The sequence below is a fragment of the Gammaproteobacteria bacterium genome, assembly GCA_013697705.1.
Taxonomy (GTDB): Bacteria; Pseudomonadota; Gammaproteobacteria; order UBA6002; family UBA6002; genus UBA6002.
The window spans coordinates 13,780-32,148 of the sequence record JACCWJ010000004.1; the positions used below are offsets into that span (position 1 = coordinate 13,780).

Annotated in this window: 16 protein-coding genes; 8 read left to right on the forward strand and 8 right to left on the reverse strand. The window is 41.4% G+C overall.

From position 1 onward, the window contains the following. Positions 1-20 precede the first annotated feature (20 nt). Complete coding sequence (locus H0U71_00695; protein MBA2653570.1) at positions 21-632, reverse strand: TIGR02444 family protein; 612 nt, start codon at positions 630-632, stop codon at positions 21-23. Positions 633-908: 276 nt separating this feature from the next. On the opposite strand from H0U71_00695, the gene H0U71_00700 reads away from it, so the two are divergent. Next, a complete protein-coding gene (locus H0U71_00700; GenBank protein ID MBA2653571.1) occupies positions 909-1,697 on the forward strand; it encodes a hypothetical protein in 789 nt (262 codons plus the stop codon). Positions 1,698-1,700: 3 nt separating this feature from the next. Here the strand turns inward: H0U71_00700 and H0U71_00705 are convergent, their stop codons facing one another. Then, entirely contained in the window at positions 1,701-2,603 is a 903-nt protein-coding gene (locus tag H0U71_00705) for a DUF2807 domain-containing protein (GenBank protein MBA2653572.1), read from the reverse strand. 58 nt (positions 2,604-2,661) lie between these two features. Beyond that, positions 2,662-3,642: a hypothetical protein gene (locus tag H0U71_00710; protein MBA2653573.1), complete on the reverse strand. Its 981-nt coding sequence runs from the start codon at positions 3,640-3,642 to the stop codon at positions 2,662-2,664. A gap of 204 nt (positions 3,643-3,846) precedes the next feature. Here H0U71_00710 and ubiE point away from each other — a divergent pair, with 204 nt between their 5' ends. From ubiE to ubiB, 3 genes are read left to right on the forward strand one after another with little or no spacing between them, the layout of a single operon-like run. After that, positions 3,847-4,602 carry a bifunctional demethylmenaquinone methyltransferase/2-methoxy-6-polyprenyl-1,4-benzoquinol methylase UbiE gene (ubiE, locus tag H0U71_00715; GenBank protein ID MBA2653574.1) on the forward strand — a complete coding sequence of 252 codons (756 nt, stop codon included), beginning with the start codon at positions 3,847-3,849 and terminating at the stop codon, positions 4,600-4,602. Then, positions 4,595-5,191: an SCP2 sterol-binding domain-containing protein gene (locus H0U71_00720; GenBank protein MBA2653575.1), complete on the forward strand. Its 597-nt coding sequence runs from the start codon at positions 4,595-4,597 to the stop codon at positions 5,189-5,191. The genes ubiE and H0U71_00720 overlap by 8 nt, the downstream gene beginning before the upstream one ends. Continuing rightward, complete coding sequence (ubiB, locus tag H0U71_00725) at positions 5,188-6,825, forward strand: ubiquinone biosynthesis regulatory protein kinase UbiB (protein ID MBA2653576.1); 1,638 nt, start codon at positions 5,188-5,190, stop codon at positions 6,823-6,825. Before H0U71_00720 ends, ubiB begins: the two co-directional genes overlap by 4 nt. A 181-nt stretch (positions 6,826-7,006) precedes the next feature. Here the strand turns inward: ubiB and H0U71_00730 are convergent, their stop codons facing one another. Continuing rightward, positions 7,007-7,441 carry a hypothetical protein gene (locus H0U71_00730; protein MBA2653577.1) on the reverse strand — a complete coding sequence of 145 codons (435 nt, stop codon included), beginning with the start codon at positions 7,439-7,441 and terminating at the stop codon, positions 7,007-7,009. Positions 7,442-7,573: 132 nt separating this feature from the next. After that, positions 7,574-8,650: an NAD(P)-dependent oxidoreductase gene (locus H0U71_00735; GenBank protein ID MBA2653578.1), complete on the reverse strand. Its 1,077-nt coding sequence runs from the start codon at positions 8,648-8,650 to the stop codon at positions 7,574-7,576. 158 nt (positions 8,651-8,808) lie between these two features. Between H0U71_00735 and dnaA the strand changes: the two genes are divergently transcribed. From dnaA to gyrB, 4 genes are all read left to right on the forward strand, one after another. Then, on the forward strand, positions 8,809-10,182 hold the full coding sequence (gene dnaA / locus H0U71_00740; protein ID MBA2653579.1) for a chromosomal replication initiator protein DnaA: 1,374 nt from the start codon (positions 8,809-8,811) through the stop codon (positions 10,180-10,182). 24 nt (positions 10,183-10,206) lie between these two features. Continuing rightward, entirely contained in the window at positions 10,207-11,310 is a 1,104-nt protein-coding gene (gene dnaN / locus H0U71_00745) for a DNA polymerase III subunit beta (protein ID MBA2653580.1), read from the forward strand. Between the two features lie 9 nt (positions 11,311-11,319). Continuing rightward, a complete protein-coding gene (gene recF / locus H0U71_00750) occupies positions 11,320-12,399 on the forward strand; it encodes a DNA replication/repair protein RecF (GenBank protein MBA2653581.1) in 1,080 nt (359 codons plus the stop codon). A 191-nt stretch (positions 12,400-12,590) separates the two neighbouring features. Continuing rightward, positions 12,591-15,032, forward strand: a complete 2,442-nt coding sequence (gyrB, locus tag H0U71_00755) for a DNA topoisomerase (ATP-hydrolyzing) subunit B (GenBank protein ID MBA2653582.1) — start codon at positions 12,591-12,593, stop codon at positions 15,030-15,032. On the opposite strand, the gene rsmD is transcribed toward gyrB, so the two are convergent. The 3 genes from rsmD to H0U71_00770 are packed head-to-tail and all read right to left on the reverse strand — an operon-like array spanning position 15,029 to position 18,306. Continuing rightward, positions 15,029-15,598: a 16S rRNA (guanine(966)-N(2))-methyltransferase RsmD gene (rsmD, locus tag H0U71_00760; GenBank protein ID MBA2653583.1), complete on the reverse strand. Its 570-nt coding sequence runs from the start codon at positions 15,596-15,598 to the stop codon at positions 15,029-15,031. The two genes, gyrB and rsmD, sit on opposite strands and share 4 nt — an antisense overlap. Continuing rightward, a complete protein-coding gene (locus H0U71_00765) occupies positions 15,576-16,934 on the reverse strand; it encodes an insulinase family protein (protein MBA2653584.1) in 1,359 nt (452 codons plus the stop codon). Before H0U71_00765 ends, rsmD begins: the two co-directional genes overlap by 23 nt. Next, positions 16,924-18,306, reverse strand: a complete 1,383-nt coding sequence (locus tag H0U71_00770) for an insulinase family protein (GenBank protein ID MBA2653585.1) — start codon at positions 18,304-18,306, stop codon at positions 16,924-16,926. The genes H0U71_00765 and H0U71_00770 overlap by 11 nt, the downstream gene beginning before the upstream one ends. Between the last annotated feature and the right edge of the window lie 63 nt (positions 18,307-18,369).

Consider the following 18,369-nt stretch of genomic DNA (forward strand, 5'->3'; position numbering starts at 1 on the left):
CCTAGGTCTACGTTATAAGTCTATAAGTCTAAGGGAAATTGAGCAGTCAAACTCATTGATTGTAATTCTTTTTCAATTAAATGCTCCATACAATAACGCAGAATATCTTCATGATCAATTTTCGAAAAGATTGTCCCCAACACGTTGCTAATACTACTGCAATCGCTAGCATCTAAATAAACCTGTAATAAATGGCAATACACGGCGATATTTTTGCAGATATCAATAATTTTTTGAAAGGTAGTTCGAATAGGCCTAGTTTTGTAGGCATACTGTTCTAACATGATGAGCTGTTCGATTTGCTCGGAGGCTAACTCTTGTCGCAATATTTCGTTTCTTATTTCTGGCCAAGGGGGATTTAGTTGCTCTTTTAGTTGTTGTCTAATTCTACGAAGCGGCAATACAATGCGGTCATGCCAAGGTTGAATATTGATTAAGATTTGTTTCAAATCGCTTTTGGGAATACGGCCCTGATCGCATAATGCAAACCAACAACAAAATAAAACAATATTGACATTGAGACCACGTTCATTTTGTAATGTAATTAAGCTTTCTTCAACAATGGGTTCGCGGTAAATTTTTACAGAAAAATTCCAAAATGGATGAATGGGGAGTGTCTTAGGGACTATCATGTTATTTAAGCCTTTAACACAAAATAGTTTTAAAGTTTACTTTATATAATGGCCGTGAGAAAGCAACTTATTGCCATAACCTACTCTTCATATTAGGTAGCTGTGGGGTGCCGGCTCTGGGCTATGCTTTTTGGCAATCCCTAGGTCCCTTTCTATTTCTGGCATCGCTTTGCTGGACTTCATTAGCGGCTTTACTTATATTATTTGGAGTTTGCCTAGTCACTTTAGCGCAAAAATCTGCAGGCCCATCTAAAACCACGCAGTAGGGATACACTTGTGAGACGCGTTTTTTTTCTTATCTTACTCTTATGTTATTTAACACCTGCTTTTGGCTACCCCTTCATTGATATCAATCGCGAATCCGCACTTAGAATTGGAATTAAAATTTGGTACAACGAATGTAATGGTAAAATTGCCGGTCTCACCACATGGAATAATGGCGAAAGATTTGCTTCTCTGGGGATTGGACACTTTAATTGGTTTCCTAAGGGACATCTTAATTCAGCCAAAGATGGGTTCCCCCAATTAATCAGATATATGGAAAGAGTGGGTGTAACCGTGCCGTACTGGCTGCAAGGTGAAATCACACCCCCCTGCCCTTGGCATACTCGAGAAGAATTTCAAGCAGCTCAACAATCAAAAAAAATGCAAGAACTCCGCCAGTTTCTTGTTGACACCATCCCCGTTCAAGCACAATTCATGGTCTATCGACTCGTTAATGCGCTACCAAAACTCATTACAAATACCCCATACGAAGACAGAGAATTTATCTTTGAGCAATTCGTAAATCTTTCATCAACCCCGCAAGGTATTTATGCGCTAGTCGATTATGTAAACTTTAAAGGTGAAGGAGCGGGGGTGTTTTCAAAAAGAGGCTCAGGCTGGGGTTTGTTACAGGTGGTGGAAGGCATGAGGTATGCGCCATGCCATTTAAACACCGTGCAAGCTTTTGTTTGGTCAGCAAATAATGCTCTCACAGAAAGAGTTAGACAGGCTTCCCCCTCCAGTCATGAGGGTAAATGGTTGCCTGGCTGGAGAAATCGAATCTGCACCTATCTACATTGAAATTTACCATCCGCCCATGGGAAAGACATTTCCAGACAAGACATTATGTTGGATTAGCTCACCCGGTTTAGCGTAGTAATACACATTACTCATACCACTTGCAAAGGCCTGCAAACTCCCGACGGAACGTACCGTTACGAAGGATTCGTCAGCTGCTTGTACGAGCGCGGTATGGGAACAGACAAATCGCGCATCAACAGTAGCGTGTTGGAATGATCGTATCAATAATAAATCGGCTGATCCTGATAACCGAACTACGCCATACTTAGTCCCCAGCACATGCAGATGATCACTTTGGATATGGTTAACACAGATTGTCGCGGTGCCATTATTCATCACGCGTACTAAATTAACTGGACCATTAATACATATTAAACCACTGCCGCAACTCTCCACCTCCAAACCACAAGGCGAATGAATATTATTAACTGTGATGCAGCTATTCCCGCCCGCCGAGCAACTAGTACCCGCGACCACTAAATGGCGTAATTCATTAATACAAAGTTTGATGCAAGGTTTTGGATTTTGATTGCAATCAACCGGCTTGGTATTACTGATGTAGATAGCCCCATCACATACTTTGACACCCAGACCAGGATATGCCGTTTTGACTGAAATTTTATTACAGCCCGGCGTACCGATAATTTGTAGATCGACTCCACCTCTAATGAAAACGGCATCAATAAAAGGTAAATTTCGTGTTAATTTTATTCGAGGGGCAATGGGATGATCGCTACGTGTACGGATACGGATAGGCGTATTTCTCACCGTAAGATCGGGTCTTTGGTAAATATATTTGGTAACTCTTTGGCAAAAACTGGGTTCATCTTTATATTCTAGAGGCTGGGCGCAGACATTTTGAGCTAAGGTAAGTATGAAAACTAACATCATCCCTAATATTTTCATTTAATGTCTCCTTCGTAACGACCCTGAATAATACTTGGTTTAAGAGGAAAAAAGTAGTTCACAAACGTGGTAGCAAAACAATCTTTTGGTCTCTCGCCACAAATGTTCTAGGCATTCTGATTAATGGCCTGGTCGCAGCAGTGAGAATATACTCTTGCAAAGACGGAGCCCTGCTATAGTCAAAAACACCACTGCTGTTATTCCATCGGTAAGTTAACATTAAGCCAACTCTTGTTTCTTTTGGCTGGGGCAAATTTCCGGCAACATATTGGCCCAACAACGATAACTCTAATCGAGAACAGAGGTGATTTAGAATGAGCCAGCTTAGTTTTACATTGTATTGATCATATATTTCACGACGAACAGCATTAAGCGTTAACAAAAAGCGAGGGTGCAAAATCTGTTCCACATTAATTCCATATCCAAGTCCTCCCTTGCTGGGCTGGGCTTCTGCTATGTTTCGATAATTAATGACATCCATATATAAATCTAAATTAATTTTCGTGAATAACAAGGGTTGGAGACTAACACCGGCATTGCCGCCATACAGTGTAGCCCCCTTGATATTACGATAAAGAATGTCAATATCATCTGCTACATGATAGATGGGTGATAAATTCTCATCCCGGGATCCACCTTCATAGATCCCCAAATTGAAACTTGAAATCGGTGCATTTTTTAATAGATAAGCGTACCCCGCGGCGAAAGTATGTTGCTCATTCCATAAAAGTTGCGTGCCTTCTAAGAAATTAAATTGATTTTGCTGCGACAAGTATTCCGCTGTGAATTTAAGACACTGATTATAGAATAGGAGGCTGGACAGAGTGCCTCCTAATCGAAACTCTCTCGCACCAAATCCTATTTCAAGTCCAAGCGCACTCGTGTCAGTTAAGAGATTGGCATAGCGAGGATTTACCACTAATCCATAGAAATCACTTTTTTCGGCGGCAAAAGAAAATTGCGGCAAGGAAGGATAAGCTTCTGCACTGCCCGACAAAATGACCAACATCAGTAGATAAATAATAAGCGTTAATCGCATGCTGCCCTAAATCCTTTGAACACTCCATGCCCCTAACTTGTTCGCAAGATCCAGCTCTACGGCTGAGCTCACCAAAGTCATGGAACGAGGTTGCAATATAGTGACGACCTTTTACTATTGGAGATACTGTTTAACAAAGCCTTTATCAAGCTGCAACATTTTATTGAATCAAGTATAATTTGATTTTTTTGATTAGGACGCATTATGTCACCCTCCCAAGATAAACCTACGCATTTCGGTTATGAAAACGTTTCTTTTGACGAGAAAACAAAAAAAGTTACCGAGGTGTTTAATTCTGTCGCTACACGTTACGACTTGATGAATGATCTCATGTCACTCGGGGTACATCGACTTTGGAAACAATTTGCTATTGAAATCGCATCAATACGACCCACCGATCAGATATTAGATCTTGCTTCGGGCACAGGTGATTTGGCATTGAAAATGGCACCTCTCCTAAATGGAGGGTCTTTGTTCGTCACAGATATCAATGCATCGATGTTGGCTATCGCTCGAAAACGTCTGATCGAAAATGGGCGAGTGAATAATGTCCATTATTTACAAGTAAATGCCGAATCAATCCCCTTTCCAGATAACAGTTTTGATTGCGTTACCATCGGTTTTGGCCTTCGCAATGTGACCCACAAACAAGAAGCACTCAACTCTATCTACAGGGTTCTCAAACCTGGCGGAAAACTTCTTATTTTAGAATTTTCACATCCCACTTCCCCTATCTTGAGTTCGCTCTATGATCTTTATTCCTTTAATGTTCTGCCTTTATTGGGGAAATTTTTTGTAAAAGACGATAAAAGCTATCGCTATCTCGCAGAATCTATTCGCATGCATCCTAATCAAGAAACCCTTTGCAGCATGATGACGACAGCAAAATTCGAAAACTGTCGTTATGATAATTTAACAGGCGGCATAGTGGCTATTCATAGAGGCTATAAAATTGATTAAACTCATTCTAGCTCGTATGTTAGAAACAACTATAAATCAGCTTATCGTTTTAGATCCATCACACCACGATTTACTCACCAAACATGCTGGCAAGACGCTTACGTTGCAACTTAAAGATTTTAATCACTCTTTTTATTTTAGATTTCTGCCAAATAAAATAAATGTCTACACTGTGTATGAACATGTTCCAGATGCACTCATTGTCGGCGATGTAATTTCTCTACTGAAGCAAATAAAACCGGGCAACTCTGCACAAGATCTGATTATTGAGGGTGACATTGATTTTGCGCAGGACACTCAACACTTTATTCAATCAATTGATATCAATTGGGAAGAATATATTGCATTTTTAGCCGGTGATTTTACCACTAATCAAATAACGAAGTTGTGGAGCAAAGTGAAGCAATCTTCCACCACGAATACCCTGCGCACTATCGAAGATGTGAAGGATTATATACAAGAAGAAAAACGCTTCATTCCTACCCGCGAAGAAGTGGAAGATTTTTACGATGAGATTTCGAAGCTTCGTTATGACATAGAGCGTTTAGAAGCACGTTGGGATCGCTTAGAGGATATCGAGAAACAATGAAATTTATCACACGACCTTTGCTAATTTTACGCTTATTCCACATCAACTTTATATTATTTCGTAATCGATTAGACACGTTTGTATTTTCGGCTCCGTCCCTCCAATCATTTTCATTTCTGAGTTATTTCAGCCCATGGTATTGGATGGATAAAGATAAGAAATCGCGCGGAGAGTCGTTAAGACTTTCTCTGGAACAGCTTGGCCCTGTGTTCGTTAAATTTGGTCAAATACTGTCTACGCGACCCGATCTAATTCCAGCAGATATTGTAGAGCAACTTGAAAAACTGCAAGATCAGGTTCCTCCTTTTCCGACAGAAATTGCGCTACAGATTTTAAAATCAGAATATAAAAAACCTATTGAAGAAGTTTTTGCAAGTTTTGATCCAATTCCTTTAGCCTCTGCTTCAATTGCTCAGGTGCATGCCGCTACGCTTTTAAATGGTAAAAAAGTAGTTATTAAAATTGTACGCCCCAACATAGACAAAATTATTCGCCGCGACATTGGCCTACTTTATAGTATGGCAGCACTGACTGAAAAATTTGTTCCCAGCGGCAAACGCTTGAGACCCATTGAAGTAGTCGCAGAAGTTGAACGTTCCATTAGTTATGAATTAGATCTTTTACACGAAGGCGCCAATGCCTCTCAGTTACGACGAAATTTTTTAGGCTCGCCTGTGCTCTATGTCCCTGAAGTTTTTTGGGACTACAGTAGTAGTAAAATTCTTGTTATGGAAAGAATTGTTGGCATACCTATTTCGGATTTAACGCAGCTTAAACAGCATGGTGTTGATCTTAAAAAATTAGCGGAGCGGGGTGTTGAAATATTTTTTACTCAAGTGTTACGCGATAGTTTTTTTCATGCAGACATGCATCCGGGTAATATTTTTGTGAACAAACTAAATCCGCTTGATCCTCAGTATATCGCCGTCGATTTTGGAATCATGGGCACATTGAGTCCTTCTGATCAGAGATACATTGCTGAAAATTTACTCGCATTTTTTCGTCGCGATTATAGACGAGTCGCAGAACTACATGTGGAGTCGGGGTGGGTGGCGGCAAATGTACGTATCGACGAATTTGAAACTGCAGTACGTGGAGTATGTGAACCCATCTTCGAGCGACCACTGAAAGATATTTCCTTTGGAAAATTATTATTGAAATTATTTCAGGCAGCGCGTGAATTTGATATGCAAGTACAGCCGCAGTTCTTTTTATTACAAAAGACCTTGTTAAACATTGAAGGTCTCGGTAGGCAACTTTATCCCGAGCTTAATCTTTGGACGACGGCAAAACCTTATCTTGAAAAATGGGTAAAACAAGAAATGGGCCCATTGGCTCTGCTACAGAAAATCCACCGATCAGCTCCGCAATGGCTAGATAAAATTCTGGAGATGCCAGACTTAATACATAACGCGCTGGTCGTAAAAACAACTCCCCAAAATATAGAACGTCCTGAAGCAATTTTGTTATTGAATAGAAAATTACAGAAAAGAAAGTGGCTGGGAGCGGGGATTGGCTTACTCACCATGGCATTGATTAATTATTTTTTTCTACACACAACACTAAGTAATCAAATTACCGTTAATTTTGTCGTAGCCTTAATCGGCGCAGTTTTAGTATTAACTAATTTATAATGTAACTATTCAGCACTAATTTTTGAATTTTGCTCGAACGTTCAGTTTTGCGCTGAATTTCACTTAAAAATGAAAATGAAAAAGCGCAGCATACATAGGTATGTGAGCAGTTTTCTTTTCATTTTTAAGTGAAATTCAGCCGAAAATGGACGTTCGCCTCTAGTGGCTGATGATTTATAATTTATTTGCGCCAAGCAGCATAACTTGGTCGGCTCTCCAAATTGTTTAAAGGAACCTTGGGCCGCTCTCCCTTGGGGCTCAAAATAGTACTGCACGCTGCTTCGAAATATAATCTTGAAGACTCCCCTAACACGATTTCCAAATGGTTTTCGACATTGGATTTTATTTTGTTAAATTTGTCTTGTACTTCAGTAGGAGACCTACCTAATTTTTTGAGATTATCAAAAGCATTTTTAGCGCAATGAGATAGTTCTTGGCTACATTTGATTGAAGCAATTTGCAGACGATATCGACTATCGTAGTCATCCGCTACTTTACTGTTATCTTTGAGATAATTGCTTAGAATTGTTTGTGAGGCCTGTTTCAACTCTTCTTCGATCTTCCTGATCGGAGAAGGCTCTTTTTGGCAGACGCCAAGGGTTAGTGTAGTACTCATAAAAAAACTCTCTCTCCACGTTTTTTAATATTATATCCGTATAATATATTAAAATAAATGATTTTTGCTCGCAATTTACATATAAATAACTATGATCAAAACTAGTATAGTTCAAAAAAATAAAAAGCAAGTTTAGGAGAGAACAAAATCTTGCTCGGTTATCCGGAGCTTAACTTTTTCTTGTAGCGATCCAGGGAGAGCCTTGATCGAATTTTCTAAAAATGCCTGAATATCAATATCTTGAAAACGCCTCGTAAATTCATCTAATGCCCCAGGAGAAGCCACCATGGCCTTTAAGAGGGACTGAGTCGCTATTTGGGGACCGTACTGATCCACCAAAAAACTAAATGCGGTAGAGATTTGCAGAATAGGATAGATAGATATTGCTGGCATGTGATATTTAATGAGCAAATCTGCCGTATAAATAGCGTCGATAGCCGCATGAACAAGTAAAAATCCCTTGTCCCACACTCCCTCAACAATAGCTTGTTTAAGGGTGATGTCCCATTGCCGCGTTCCCCCCGCTCCTTGATTCAAAAAGTTGAAGAATTCTTCTTCAGTTTGCAAAGACAGTTTTAACGATTTATTTTGTAATGCGGCTGCACTGGTGATTCCCATCAAGCCATTGAACACCATTAAATGTCCAATGAGCTTAACTTTCGCTCCCATTGAAACCTCCTCCCCGTAATAGTTAGGTTTGCCTATTTTTCTTAGTAAGGGCTCGAGTCTTTCATATAATGATTTGGCGCCACTGGCCAGGACTAACATGGTGGCAGTTTCAGCTCCCTTAACCCCGCCCGTGAGGGGATAGTTTGCGTATTCAATCTTATGGTGATAACAAGCCTTATTAGCTGACTCGACAAATTCAACACTCACAGTAGAAAAATGGAGTATGAAAGGTTTATTGTCATCGGGATAATGTTGATTAATCTGGTTGATAACTTGTGTAAAAATGCTGATATCATCGCCATTTTTACCCCCGCAGATGATAATCCCCTCTAAATCACCTCCTTGAATTAGTTCTTCATAACTCGAGACAAGTTTAGCCCCATGCACTTGCCATGCTTCTCGTCTATGCGCCTTCGTTATATCAACAGGGTTTCGATCATATATGCGCAGAAAACGTGCTGGACTATTTTCACCCAATAGATGCATTGCCGAGTGACTAAGCATGTTTCCTAGGGCACCAATACCCGCGAGTCGCAGCATAATTTTTCCTTGAGATGTTAATGAGGTTTCCGAAATAACAGGATACTCCTGCGTATTAATCAATGTAAACATTGTTGAGTTGTACTGTGGATAACTTGTTTAAAAGGAGTTAAAATTGCGCCCTCTTCTTCTAACAAAAAATAATTAGGGTAATGGAAATGTCAAATTGGCAAAAGTCGAATTCAGATACTATGAATGAAACGCCCATTTGGCTCAAATGCCTAACCCATCTCCAAGATGAAATACCTCAACAACAATTCAATACATGGATTAGGCCCTTACAAGCCCAAGAACAGCAGGACTGTTTGTTATTATTTGCCCCTAACCGTTTTGTTTTAGAGTGGATATCTGAACGCTTCCTCGAGCGAATCACGGTGTTGACGAAAGATATTAGTCAATCTGTCACTTATAAAGTCACTCTTGAAATTGGGTCTTCAAAAAAATCGCCTGGTTTTATTATTAAACCTCCCCCCATGGCTGTGACCTCAAATTCTAATACTAGCTTTTCGATTGCGAACAATCTCAATCGCTCTTTTAATTTTAGTAACTTTGTCGAAGGCAAGTCGAATCAACTTGCGCGCGCGGCCGCCTTTCAGGTGGCTCAAAATCCAGGCACCGCCTATAACCCCTTGCTCCTTTATGGGGGCGTTGGCTTAGGTAAGACCCACTTAATGCACGCCATTGGCAATATCATTCAAGAAAAAAATCCTAATGCGAAAGTAATGTACCTGCATGCTGAACGTTTTGTGGCTGACATGGTTAAAGCGTTACAACGCAACTTGATGAATGATTTTAAGCGGTTTTACCGTTCAATGGATGCACTTTTAATTGATGATATTCAATTTTTTGCCGGCAAAGATCGCTCTCAAGAAGAATTTTTCCATACTTTTAATGCGCTATTTGAAGGCGAACGCCAAATTGTATTATCTTGTGATAATTACCCTAAAGAAATTAAAGGGCTTGAGGATAGACTCAAATCACGATTTGGCTGGGGATTAACGGTAGCAGTTGAACCTCCCGAATTAGAAACTCGGGTCGCTATTCTAATGAGCAAGGCTGAGCAGTCGAATGTTGCCATACCGCATGAGGTGGCTTTTTTCATCGCAAAGCGGATTCAATCTAATGTCAGAGAATTAGAAGGCGCCTTAAAACGCGTTATCGCCAATGCACATTTTACGGGTCAATCCATTACTTTAGATTTCGCTAGAGAAGCATTAAAAGATCTGCTCGCTATTCAAGCTAAACTGGTATCGATTGATAACATTCAGAAAACGGTGGCAGAGTATTACAAAATAAAAGTTGTCGATCTTTTATCTAAAAAGCGAAGTCGTTTCTTAGCAAGAGCCCGCCAAATAGCGATGGCCCTCGCTAAAGAGCTCACCAATCATAGCCTACCTGAAATTGGGGAAGCCTTCGGGGGTAGAGACCACACTACGGTGCTCCATGCCTGCCGTAAAGTAAAACAATTAATGGCGGAAATCATTGATATTAAAGAAGATTATATTAGTCTGCTACGTATTCTTTCTACCTAATTTAGCGAGCATAAGGAATAATTTATGAAATTATCAATACTGCGTGAAGAGCTATTAAAGCCGTTGCAACTTGTCACTGGGATTGTCGAAAAACGCCAAACATTACCTATTTTATCGAATGTTTTGCTAAATGTGCAGGAAGGGCTATCCATCATTGCTACCGATCTTGAAGTAGAATTAAAAATTAATTTACCGCTTAATCAACCTTCTGCACCTGGCGAAATAACCGTGCCCGCGCGCAAACTGGTCGATATTTGTCGCTCACTTCCGGACCATTCTCTCATTGACCTAGTAACTGAAAAGGACAAATTACTGCTCCAGTCGGGGAGAAGTCGGTTTTCGTTAACTACCTTGCCCGCTCAAGACTACCCCTGCCTTGATCAAACAAACAGTGTGCTAGATTTTAATATTGAACAAAAGAATCTACGCTTTCTCATTCAACGCACCTACTTTGCTATGGCCCAGCAGGATGTTCGCTATTATCTCAACGGCATGCTATTGGAAGTCAAAGAAGGCATTATCCGTGGGGTTGCTACTGATGGTCATCGCCTGGCCTTAAATATTGTCGAAGCCACTATTATCAGCAACGCTTTCTCCCAAGTGATTATCCCCCGTAAAGGAGTTACCGAGCTCCTTCGATTAATTGATGACTCAAAAGAAGAAGTGCAGGTTTCTATCATGGCTAATCACCTCCGTATCGCAGGCCCTCATTTCACTTTCACCTCGAAATTAATTGATGGGCGTTTTCCTGATTACGAACGCGTGCTTCCCAAAGGCGGCGATAAAGTTATTGCGGTTCCGAGGGAATTGTTAAAACAATCATTAACGCGGGCCTCAATCCTTTCTAACGAAAAACTTCGCGGCATACAATTACAGCTTCGTAATGGGTTACTTCGCATCATTGCTAACAATCCTGATCGTGAAGAAGCTGAAGAAGAAATTAATATCGATTATCAACAAGCTGATTTGGACATCGGTTTTAACGTCAAATATCTTACAGACATTTTCGACACCATTGACGATGAGACGGTAATGCTTACTTTTTCTGACTCTAACAGTAGCATTCTCGTTGAAGGCGACAAAGGTGATGGGAACAGCGTTTTTGTAGTAATGCCAATGCGGCTCTAGCGCTTATGTATGAAAATAAATCGCCTTGAAATTACTAATTTCCGTAATCTACAACAGGTAGCTATTGAGCTTGGTCCTCGTATTAATCTTTTTTATGGCGAAAATGGTAGCGGCAAAACCAGCCTACTAGAAGTGCTTCACTACTTAGGCATAGGGCGCTCATTCCGAACCCGCAATATTGCACGGCTCATTCACCATGGTGCCGAAGGTTTCTCTATTTTTACTCAATTGACACAGCCTTGCGGAGCTACCTTGCCAGTAGGGGTGGAGAGAAGCAAGGATAATTCAGCTTCAGCCATTCGGATTGGGGGGCAAGCCGCTAGCTCCTTGGTTGAGATCGCCTCTATCCTCCCCTTACAGTTCATCAATGCTGACAGCCACCTTTTACTGAATTCTGGTCCTCTCACTCGCCGTCAGTTTCTCGACTGGGGCGTGTTCCACGTGGAACCTTCTTTTTTTACTTATTGGCAACGATCAACCCGAATCTTAAGACAACGCAATGCAAGCTTAAAGATATCAACTTCATATTCCGATCTATCCGCATGGGATGAAGAGTTAATTATCTCTGCGGATTGGCTTGATATGAGACGCAGGGCGTATCTTGCCGATCTGGAACCCGTCTTATATCCCTTGCTTTCCGCTCTGTTGCCCGACGTAAATCTCCACCTTCATTATTTTCCCGGGTGGAGCTCACAACGCTCCCTCCAGGATGCTCTTTGCCATTCATTTTTGCGCGACAAGCAAGCAGGGTATACCCATCAAGGCCCCCACCGAGCAGACCTCCAGATCAAGTTAGATACTGTGAATGCGGCCGACCTTTTATCGCACGGTCAGCAAAAGCTGGTGGCTTATGCCCTCAAACTTGCTCAAGGGCTCTTGCTTCATTCCCAAAGGAATAAGCAATGTGTTTATTTAATTGATGACCTGCCCTCTGAGCTAGATAAAAGTAAGCGCAAATTAGTCACCGACATAATTAATTCCATGGAAGCGCAGATTTTTATTACCGGAATCGAAATTGACAGCTTTGCGGATTTAGCTCCCTCCCCTGAGGCGAAGATGTTCCACGTGGAACATGGCAATATTCGATGAAAAAAGGCGGGCGGGGTTCCACGTGTAACATTGCGACACCATTTTAAATCCTTGATTTTGCTACGCTTCACCCCCGATTTCATGGTATAATAGACGTTTAAATCAGCACTAATCTTTCAAGCTTGCAGGCAACTACGTGAGTCGTCTCTGCCTGTAGCCATTTATAAAATTTGAGCAGCACTGGAGCAACTATGGCGTCTATCAACACCACTATTTATGATTCATCAAGCATAAAAATTTATAAAGGATTAGAGGCGGTACGAAAACGTCCAGGGATGTATATTGGAGACACTGACGACGGAACCGGCTTGCATCATATGGTGTTCGAGGTAGTAGACAACTCTATAGATGAAGCGTTAGCAGGGCACTGCACTCAAATTACGATCACCCTTAATTCAGACAACTCCGTAACGGTCAAAGACAACGGCAGAGGCATTCCTACGGATATGCATCAAGAGGAGGGTCGTTCTGCAGCCGAAGTGATCATGACCATACTCCATGCCGGCGGCAAATTTGACAATAATGCCTACAAAGTATCCGGTGGCTTACATGGCGTAGGCGTGTCTGTTGTAAACGCGCTCTCAGAAGAATTACAACTCATTATTCGCCAAAAAGGTCGTGTTTATAAGCAGACGTATCATTTGGGAGAGCCTCAAGCGCCCTTAGAAGCATATGATCAAACTTCAGAAACAGGAACGGAGATAAGGTTTAGACCCAGCACTGAAATTTTCAAGAATGTTATCGAATACCACTATGATATCTTAGCCAAACGCTTAAGAGAGCTTTCTTTTCTAAATTCAGGGGTATGCATTCACCTTATAGATCAACGTAGTGGCAGAGAGGATATCTTCCAATATGAAGGCGGTATTCGCGCCTTTGTGCAATATCTCAATAAAAATAAAACGCCAATAAATGATAAAGTTTTTTACTTTACCGCTGACAATAAAGACGGAGTAGGTGTTGAAGTTGCTCTCCAGTGGAATGATAGCTTTCAAGAAAGTATTTTTTGCTTTACTAACAACATTCCTCAACGCGATGGGGGGGCGCATTTAGCAGGTTTCCGTGGCGCTTTAACAAGAACCCTTAATAATTATATTGAAAAAGAAGGGCTTGGCAAAAAATTCAAAATTAGCACCTCAGGTGATGACGCGCGCGAAGGATTAACGGCGATTGTGTCGGTCAAGGTACCTGATCCAAAATTTTCTTCGCAAACGAAAGATAAATTGGTTTCATCAGAAGTAAAACCCGTGGTTGAATCTATTACAGCCGATAAGTTGCAGGAATATCTTTTAGAAAATCCGCAACAAGCCAAAGCCATTGTAATGAAAATTATTGATGCCGCACGTGCGCGCGAAGCGGCACGAAAAGCGAGAGAGATGACCCGGCGTAAAAGCGTTCTGGATATCGCTGGTCTGCCCGGAAAGTTAGCCGACTGCCAAGAAAAAGACCCTCGTTTTTCAGAAATATTTATTGTTGAGGGCGATTCAGCAGGCGGTTCTGCCAAACAGGCCCGAGATCGTAAAAATCAGGCAATCCTCCCTCTGAAGGGCAAAATTTTGAATGTAGAGAAAGCACGCTTTGATAAGATGCTGTCTTCTGTGGAATTAGCAACCCTCATTACTGCCCTGGGCTGCGGAATAGGTAAAGATGAATATAATCCAGACAAGCTACGTTATCATTTCATCGTCATTATGACCGATGCTGACGTGGATGGATCGCATATCCGCACGCTCCTATTAACCTTTTTCTATCGCCAAATGCCTGAGTTAATTGAGAGAGGTCACATCTATATTGCTCAACCTCCGCTGTACAAGGTTAAAAAAGGCAAACAAGAACAATATATTAAAGATGATGACGCTTTAGAAGAATACTTACTTGAACTGGCATTGAACAATACGAAGATTCACACCTCTGCCTCGAATAGCACTATTATCGAGGGAGTTGAATTGGCAACCCTGGCCAAACAATATCGTGAAATTAAGAAAATCATTAAACGGTTATCGAATCGTTTTCCCGCTATTGTTTTAGAAAGCCTACTCCAAGTCGACCCGATATGGGGAGAAGGGGACGACTTAGCTCAAAAAGAGAAAGTAGAGCAATGGCTAGCAGCCATAGAAACCATAGCTTTATCTCGCTTACAAGCCGGTGGCAGCACAATCATGTCGAGCGTACATGAGAATCCTGAAACCCATACGTATCAACCCATCATTATTGTCAAAGAACACGGCGTTGCAACAAATTATGTATTTAGAAAAGAATTCTTTCTTACTAGCGATTATATAACGATCGCAAATTTCGTAAGCAAGCTAAAGGGTATCATCAAGCCTGACGCCTACATTCAACGTAATGAACAAAAACATCCCATTGCTAATATGCAAGAGGCAATACAATGGATGTTGGATGAGGCGAAGAAAGGGTTTGCAATCCAACGTTATAAAGGTTTAGGCGAAATGAATCCTTCTCAGTTATGGGAAACAACAATGGATCCGAAAGTACGCCGCATGTTGAAGGTCAGAATTGAAGACGTGGTTTCCACCGATCAGATCTTTAACACTCTCATGGGCGATCAAGTTGAGCCACGACGACTCTTTATTGAAGCAAATGCCCTTGAAGCGGATAATATCGACGTTTAATTTGTGATCAGCGTGTAACGAACGTTGCCCGCTCGCTTGTCTTTCAGAATCTGCCAATCTAAAGGCAGGGGAATTACATCATCCCTGCTTTCTGACTCGATGTAGATCAGCGCCCCCGGTGGCAGGCAATTGACTTTTAACCATTCTAGAGCCTGTTGAACATACCCACAATGAAAGGGTGGATCTAAAAAGACAATGTCGTAAGGACGGGTAGCCAAGATGGAAGGGGGGTAAGGAAAGTTAGCTTGAACAATTTCAGCCGACGCTAAGCCCAGCTTATTCTTATTTTCCATTAATGCATGACAAATATCAGCAGAAGCGTCCAACATCAAGGCATGTTGAGCACCCCGAGACAGGGCCTCAAACCCCAACGCACCACTACCTGCAAAAAGATCCAGACAATTTGCGCCTTGTATTGAGGGGGCGAGCCAATTAAATAATGTCTCCCTAATGCGATTCGGAGTGGGTCTTAACCCCTCTAACTCAGGAAACTTAATCTTTCGCCCCCTGCAAGTCCCTCCAATAATTCGTATCTCTGAAAATTTAGGAAGGTTTTGTCTGGGCATTTTTTTCCGCTGCATTATTACCGACTGTTACAGTAATAAGATTAGTTGGATGAATAAGCGATTGAAAAACCGTCTTGATCTGCTGATCCGTAACCTTCGAGATGTTATTTTGATAACTATCAAGATAGTCTAGGGGTAACTGATAATAACCGATATTGACCAGCTGACTAATTATCGCTGAATTACTGGCTAATCTCAGAATAAAGCCTTGAGTGAGATTCTTTTTCGCTGAATTCAATTCTTGAGCCGTAGGACCTACCTGCACAAATTTGGTCAAGGTATCATTTACTATTTTAATCGCATTATTCGCTTCACTATTACGAGTTTGCAATTCAATGATAAAAGGGCCCCGATCTCTTAGCGCTGAAAATTGACTGCGTACTGAATAAGCTAAACCCCGCTTTTCTCGTACTTCATCGAATAAACGAGAGGTTAAAGTGCCTCCACCTAATATATAGTTTCCTACTACCATAGGAAAATAGGAGGGGTCTTTGCGGCTGATACCCGTCTGACCTATCAACACATGCGTCTGACTTGAAGGAAATGCGATATGGCGATTACGTTCTGCGTCTGGCTTGGTTTTATAGTCTAACCCTATCAGCGCTTCACCCAAGGGCAGGTGAGTGGATAAATTCTCGGCAATTACTTTCGCTTGTTCTTCTTTTATATTTCCCACGATGGCAATGAAGCTATTTCGCGCCGAATAAAATTGCTTATAAAACTTTGCAAGATCACTGACTCCTAACCTCTCAATACTTTGCTTAGTGCCGGTTATGGGATGCCCATAAGGATTATTATCAAAAACGGCACTATAAAAAGCTTTCGATGCAATAGAACTAGGTTGTTCTTCCTGCTCTTCCAGGAGATTTAAGGTTTGTTTTTGAATTCGTTTGAATTCATTGTCAGGAAAATGAGCCTTAGTCAGGACTTCAGTAAAGGTGTTATAAGCGGGTTGAAAATATTTCGGATCTGATAAAGTTCGTAAGGCGACAATCGCCATATCACGATTGACCGCAGCAGAAAATTGCGCCCCAACGTTATCAAAAGCAGCTGCAATGTCATTAGCACTCATGGTTGTAGTACCCGATGAAAGCGCTTCGTTGGTGATTTTAGCCAAACCGGGTTGCATTAAGTCTCGTGACGATCCTGCATCAAAGATGACTTGGATATCAACCATCGGAAGTTCGGCTTCGTACACATAGAAAACGGGTGTCCCAGTACTTGTTGACCATTTTTTTATAGGCAGAATCGAAGGTTTCTCAGCCCCGGTAGCAGCCATAGTACTTAAAAAGGTAAGAATTAATGCAATAACAAAAAAGTGTCGTTTAGCGGACATTCGACTGCCCCCCCGTATTAACAATGGGTTGATCCTGGGTATTTTTATTAAGTGGCAATGGTTTGAGGGTGGCGATAGTTAATCTATCTAAGATTAAATATTTTTTGGCAACCGCCTGAACATCTGCTGCTGAAATTGTGCTGACCTCTTTCACATAGTTCTCAGATTCACGCCACGTGAGATTCACGGCTTCTAGTGAGCCTATTTCATTTGCTTGATTCATAATGGAATCTTTTTCATAGGTTTTGTTAGCAATTACCTGTGCTTTAACGCGCTCCAATTCTTGGGGACTAATCAATGAAGTTTGCAGAAGTTTAATTTCTTCTAAAATCGCATTTTCCAGCAATTGATTATTCTTTCCTTGGGAGGGAATGGCGGTAATACTAAAAATATTATCCAATCGACTAAAGATGTCATAACCCACTTGAATGTCAGTAGCAAGTTGTTTGCCTCTCACAATTTTAGTAGGAAATCGTGCGCTATCTCCACCGCCTAAAACGGCCTGTAATACATCTAATGCATAAGCTTCTTTTCGGGTGGGGGCGGTTTTTAAAGCAGGGGTATTGAATCCCATTACTATCAAGGGCAATTTAGCGGGGGTAGCCACCGTCATACGACGCAGTCCAATATTTTTTAATTCCCCTGGTTGTTTTACCGGGGGCAAAACGCCTGCTTTCAAAGGACCAAAATATTTTTGGACTAGCTTAAAAGTCTCATCCGGTTTGACATCGCCCACAATAACGAGCACTGCATTATTTGGCGCATACCACGTTTGATACCATTTTTGTACATCGGTGACCTTCATTTCATTCAAATCCCACATCCAGCCAATAACCGGGTGATGATAAGGGCTTGCCACATTAGAGACGGCTAAGAAACGTTCGAAAGTTAGATTTTGAGGGTTATCATCGGTTCGTAATCGCCGTTCCTCCTTCACCACCTCAAGTTCTTTTAGAAAATCCTGATCGCGAAGGTTTAGATTACGCATCCGATCTGATTCCAACTCTAAACTAATCGGCAACTTATTGACTTCAAACAGTTGATAGTAAGCAGTGTAATCATAAGAGGTAAAGGCATTTTCCTCGCCCCCATTTTCTGCGACCGTTTTGGAGAACATTCCAGGACCATACTTTGTGGTGCCTTTAAACATCATATGTTCAAGCGCATGCGAAATACCTGTTATGCCATTGGGTTCATAGCTAGAACCTACCCGGTACCATACCTGGGTGACAACTGCGGGCACCCGGTGGTCCTCTTTGATTAATACTTTTAACCCATTAGGGAGCTGGTACTCGTTTACCGCTGAATTTGCTAGCGCCAGATTGGAACTAATGATAAAAAACAGACTACATAGTAATATATAAAGACGCATATTATTTCCGTACCCCAATTAACCGACAAAGATGCATAGAATAGCTGATTTAATGCGGTTTCC

What these genes read in the sequence shown, in the direction of transcription:
- H0U71_00695 (MBA2653570.1), bottom strand. Translation starts at nt 632, where the DNA reads ATGATAGTCCCTAAGACACTCCCCATTCATCCATTTTGGAATTTTTCT.
- H0U71_00705 (MBA2653572.1), bottom strand. Translation starts at nt 2,603, where the DNA reads ATGAAAATATTAGGGATGATGTTAGTTTTCATACTTACCTTAGCTCAA.
- H0U71_00710 (MBA2653573.1), bottom strand. Translation starts at nt 3,642, where the DNA reads ATGCGATTAACGCTTATTATTTATCTACTGATGTTGGTCATTTTGTCG.
- ubiE (MBA2653574.1), top strand. Translation starts at nt 3,847, where the DNA reads ATGTCACCCTCCCAAGATAAACCTACGCATTTCGGTTATGAAAACGTT.
- ubiB (MBA2653576.1), top strand. Translation starts at nt 5,188, where the DNA reads ATGAAATTTATCACACGACCTTTGCTAATTTTACGCTTATTCCACATC.
- H0U71_00730 (MBA2653577.1), bottom strand. Translation starts at nt 7,441, where the DNA reads ATGAGTACTACACTAACCCTTGGCGTCTGCCAAAAAGAGCCTTCTCCG.
- H0U71_00735 (MBA2653578.1), bottom strand. Translation starts at nt 8,650, where the DNA reads ATGCTGCGACTCGCGGGTATTGGTGCCCTAGGAAACATGCTTAGTCAC.
- dnaA (MBA2653579.1), top strand. Translation starts at nt 8,809, where the DNA reads ATGTCAAATTGGCAAAAGTCGAATTCAGATACTATGAATGAAACGCCC.
- dnaN (MBA2653580.1), top strand. Translation starts at nt 10,207, where the DNA reads ATGAAATTATCAATACTGCGTGAAGAGCTATTAAAGCCGTTGCAACTT.
- recF (MBA2653581.1), top strand. Translation starts at nt 11,320, where the DNA reads ATGAAAATAAATCGCCTTGAAATTACTAATTTCCGTAATCTACAACAG.
- gyrB (MBA2653582.1), top strand. Translation starts at nt 12,591, where the DNA reads ATGGCGTCTATCAACACCACTATTTATGATTCATCAAGCATAAAAATT.
- rsmD (MBA2653583.1), bottom strand. Translation starts at nt 15,598, where the DNA reads ATGCCCAGACAAAACCTTCCTAAATTTTCAGAGATACGAATTATTGGA.
- H0U71_00765 (MBA2653584.1), bottom strand. Translation starts at nt 16,934, where the DNA reads ATGTCCGCTAAACGACACTTTTTTGTTATTGCATTAATTCTTACCTTT.
- H0U71_00770 (MBA2653585.1), bottom strand. Translation starts at nt 18,306, where the DNA reads ATGCGTCTTTATATATTACTATGTAGTCTGTTTTTTATCATTAGTTCC.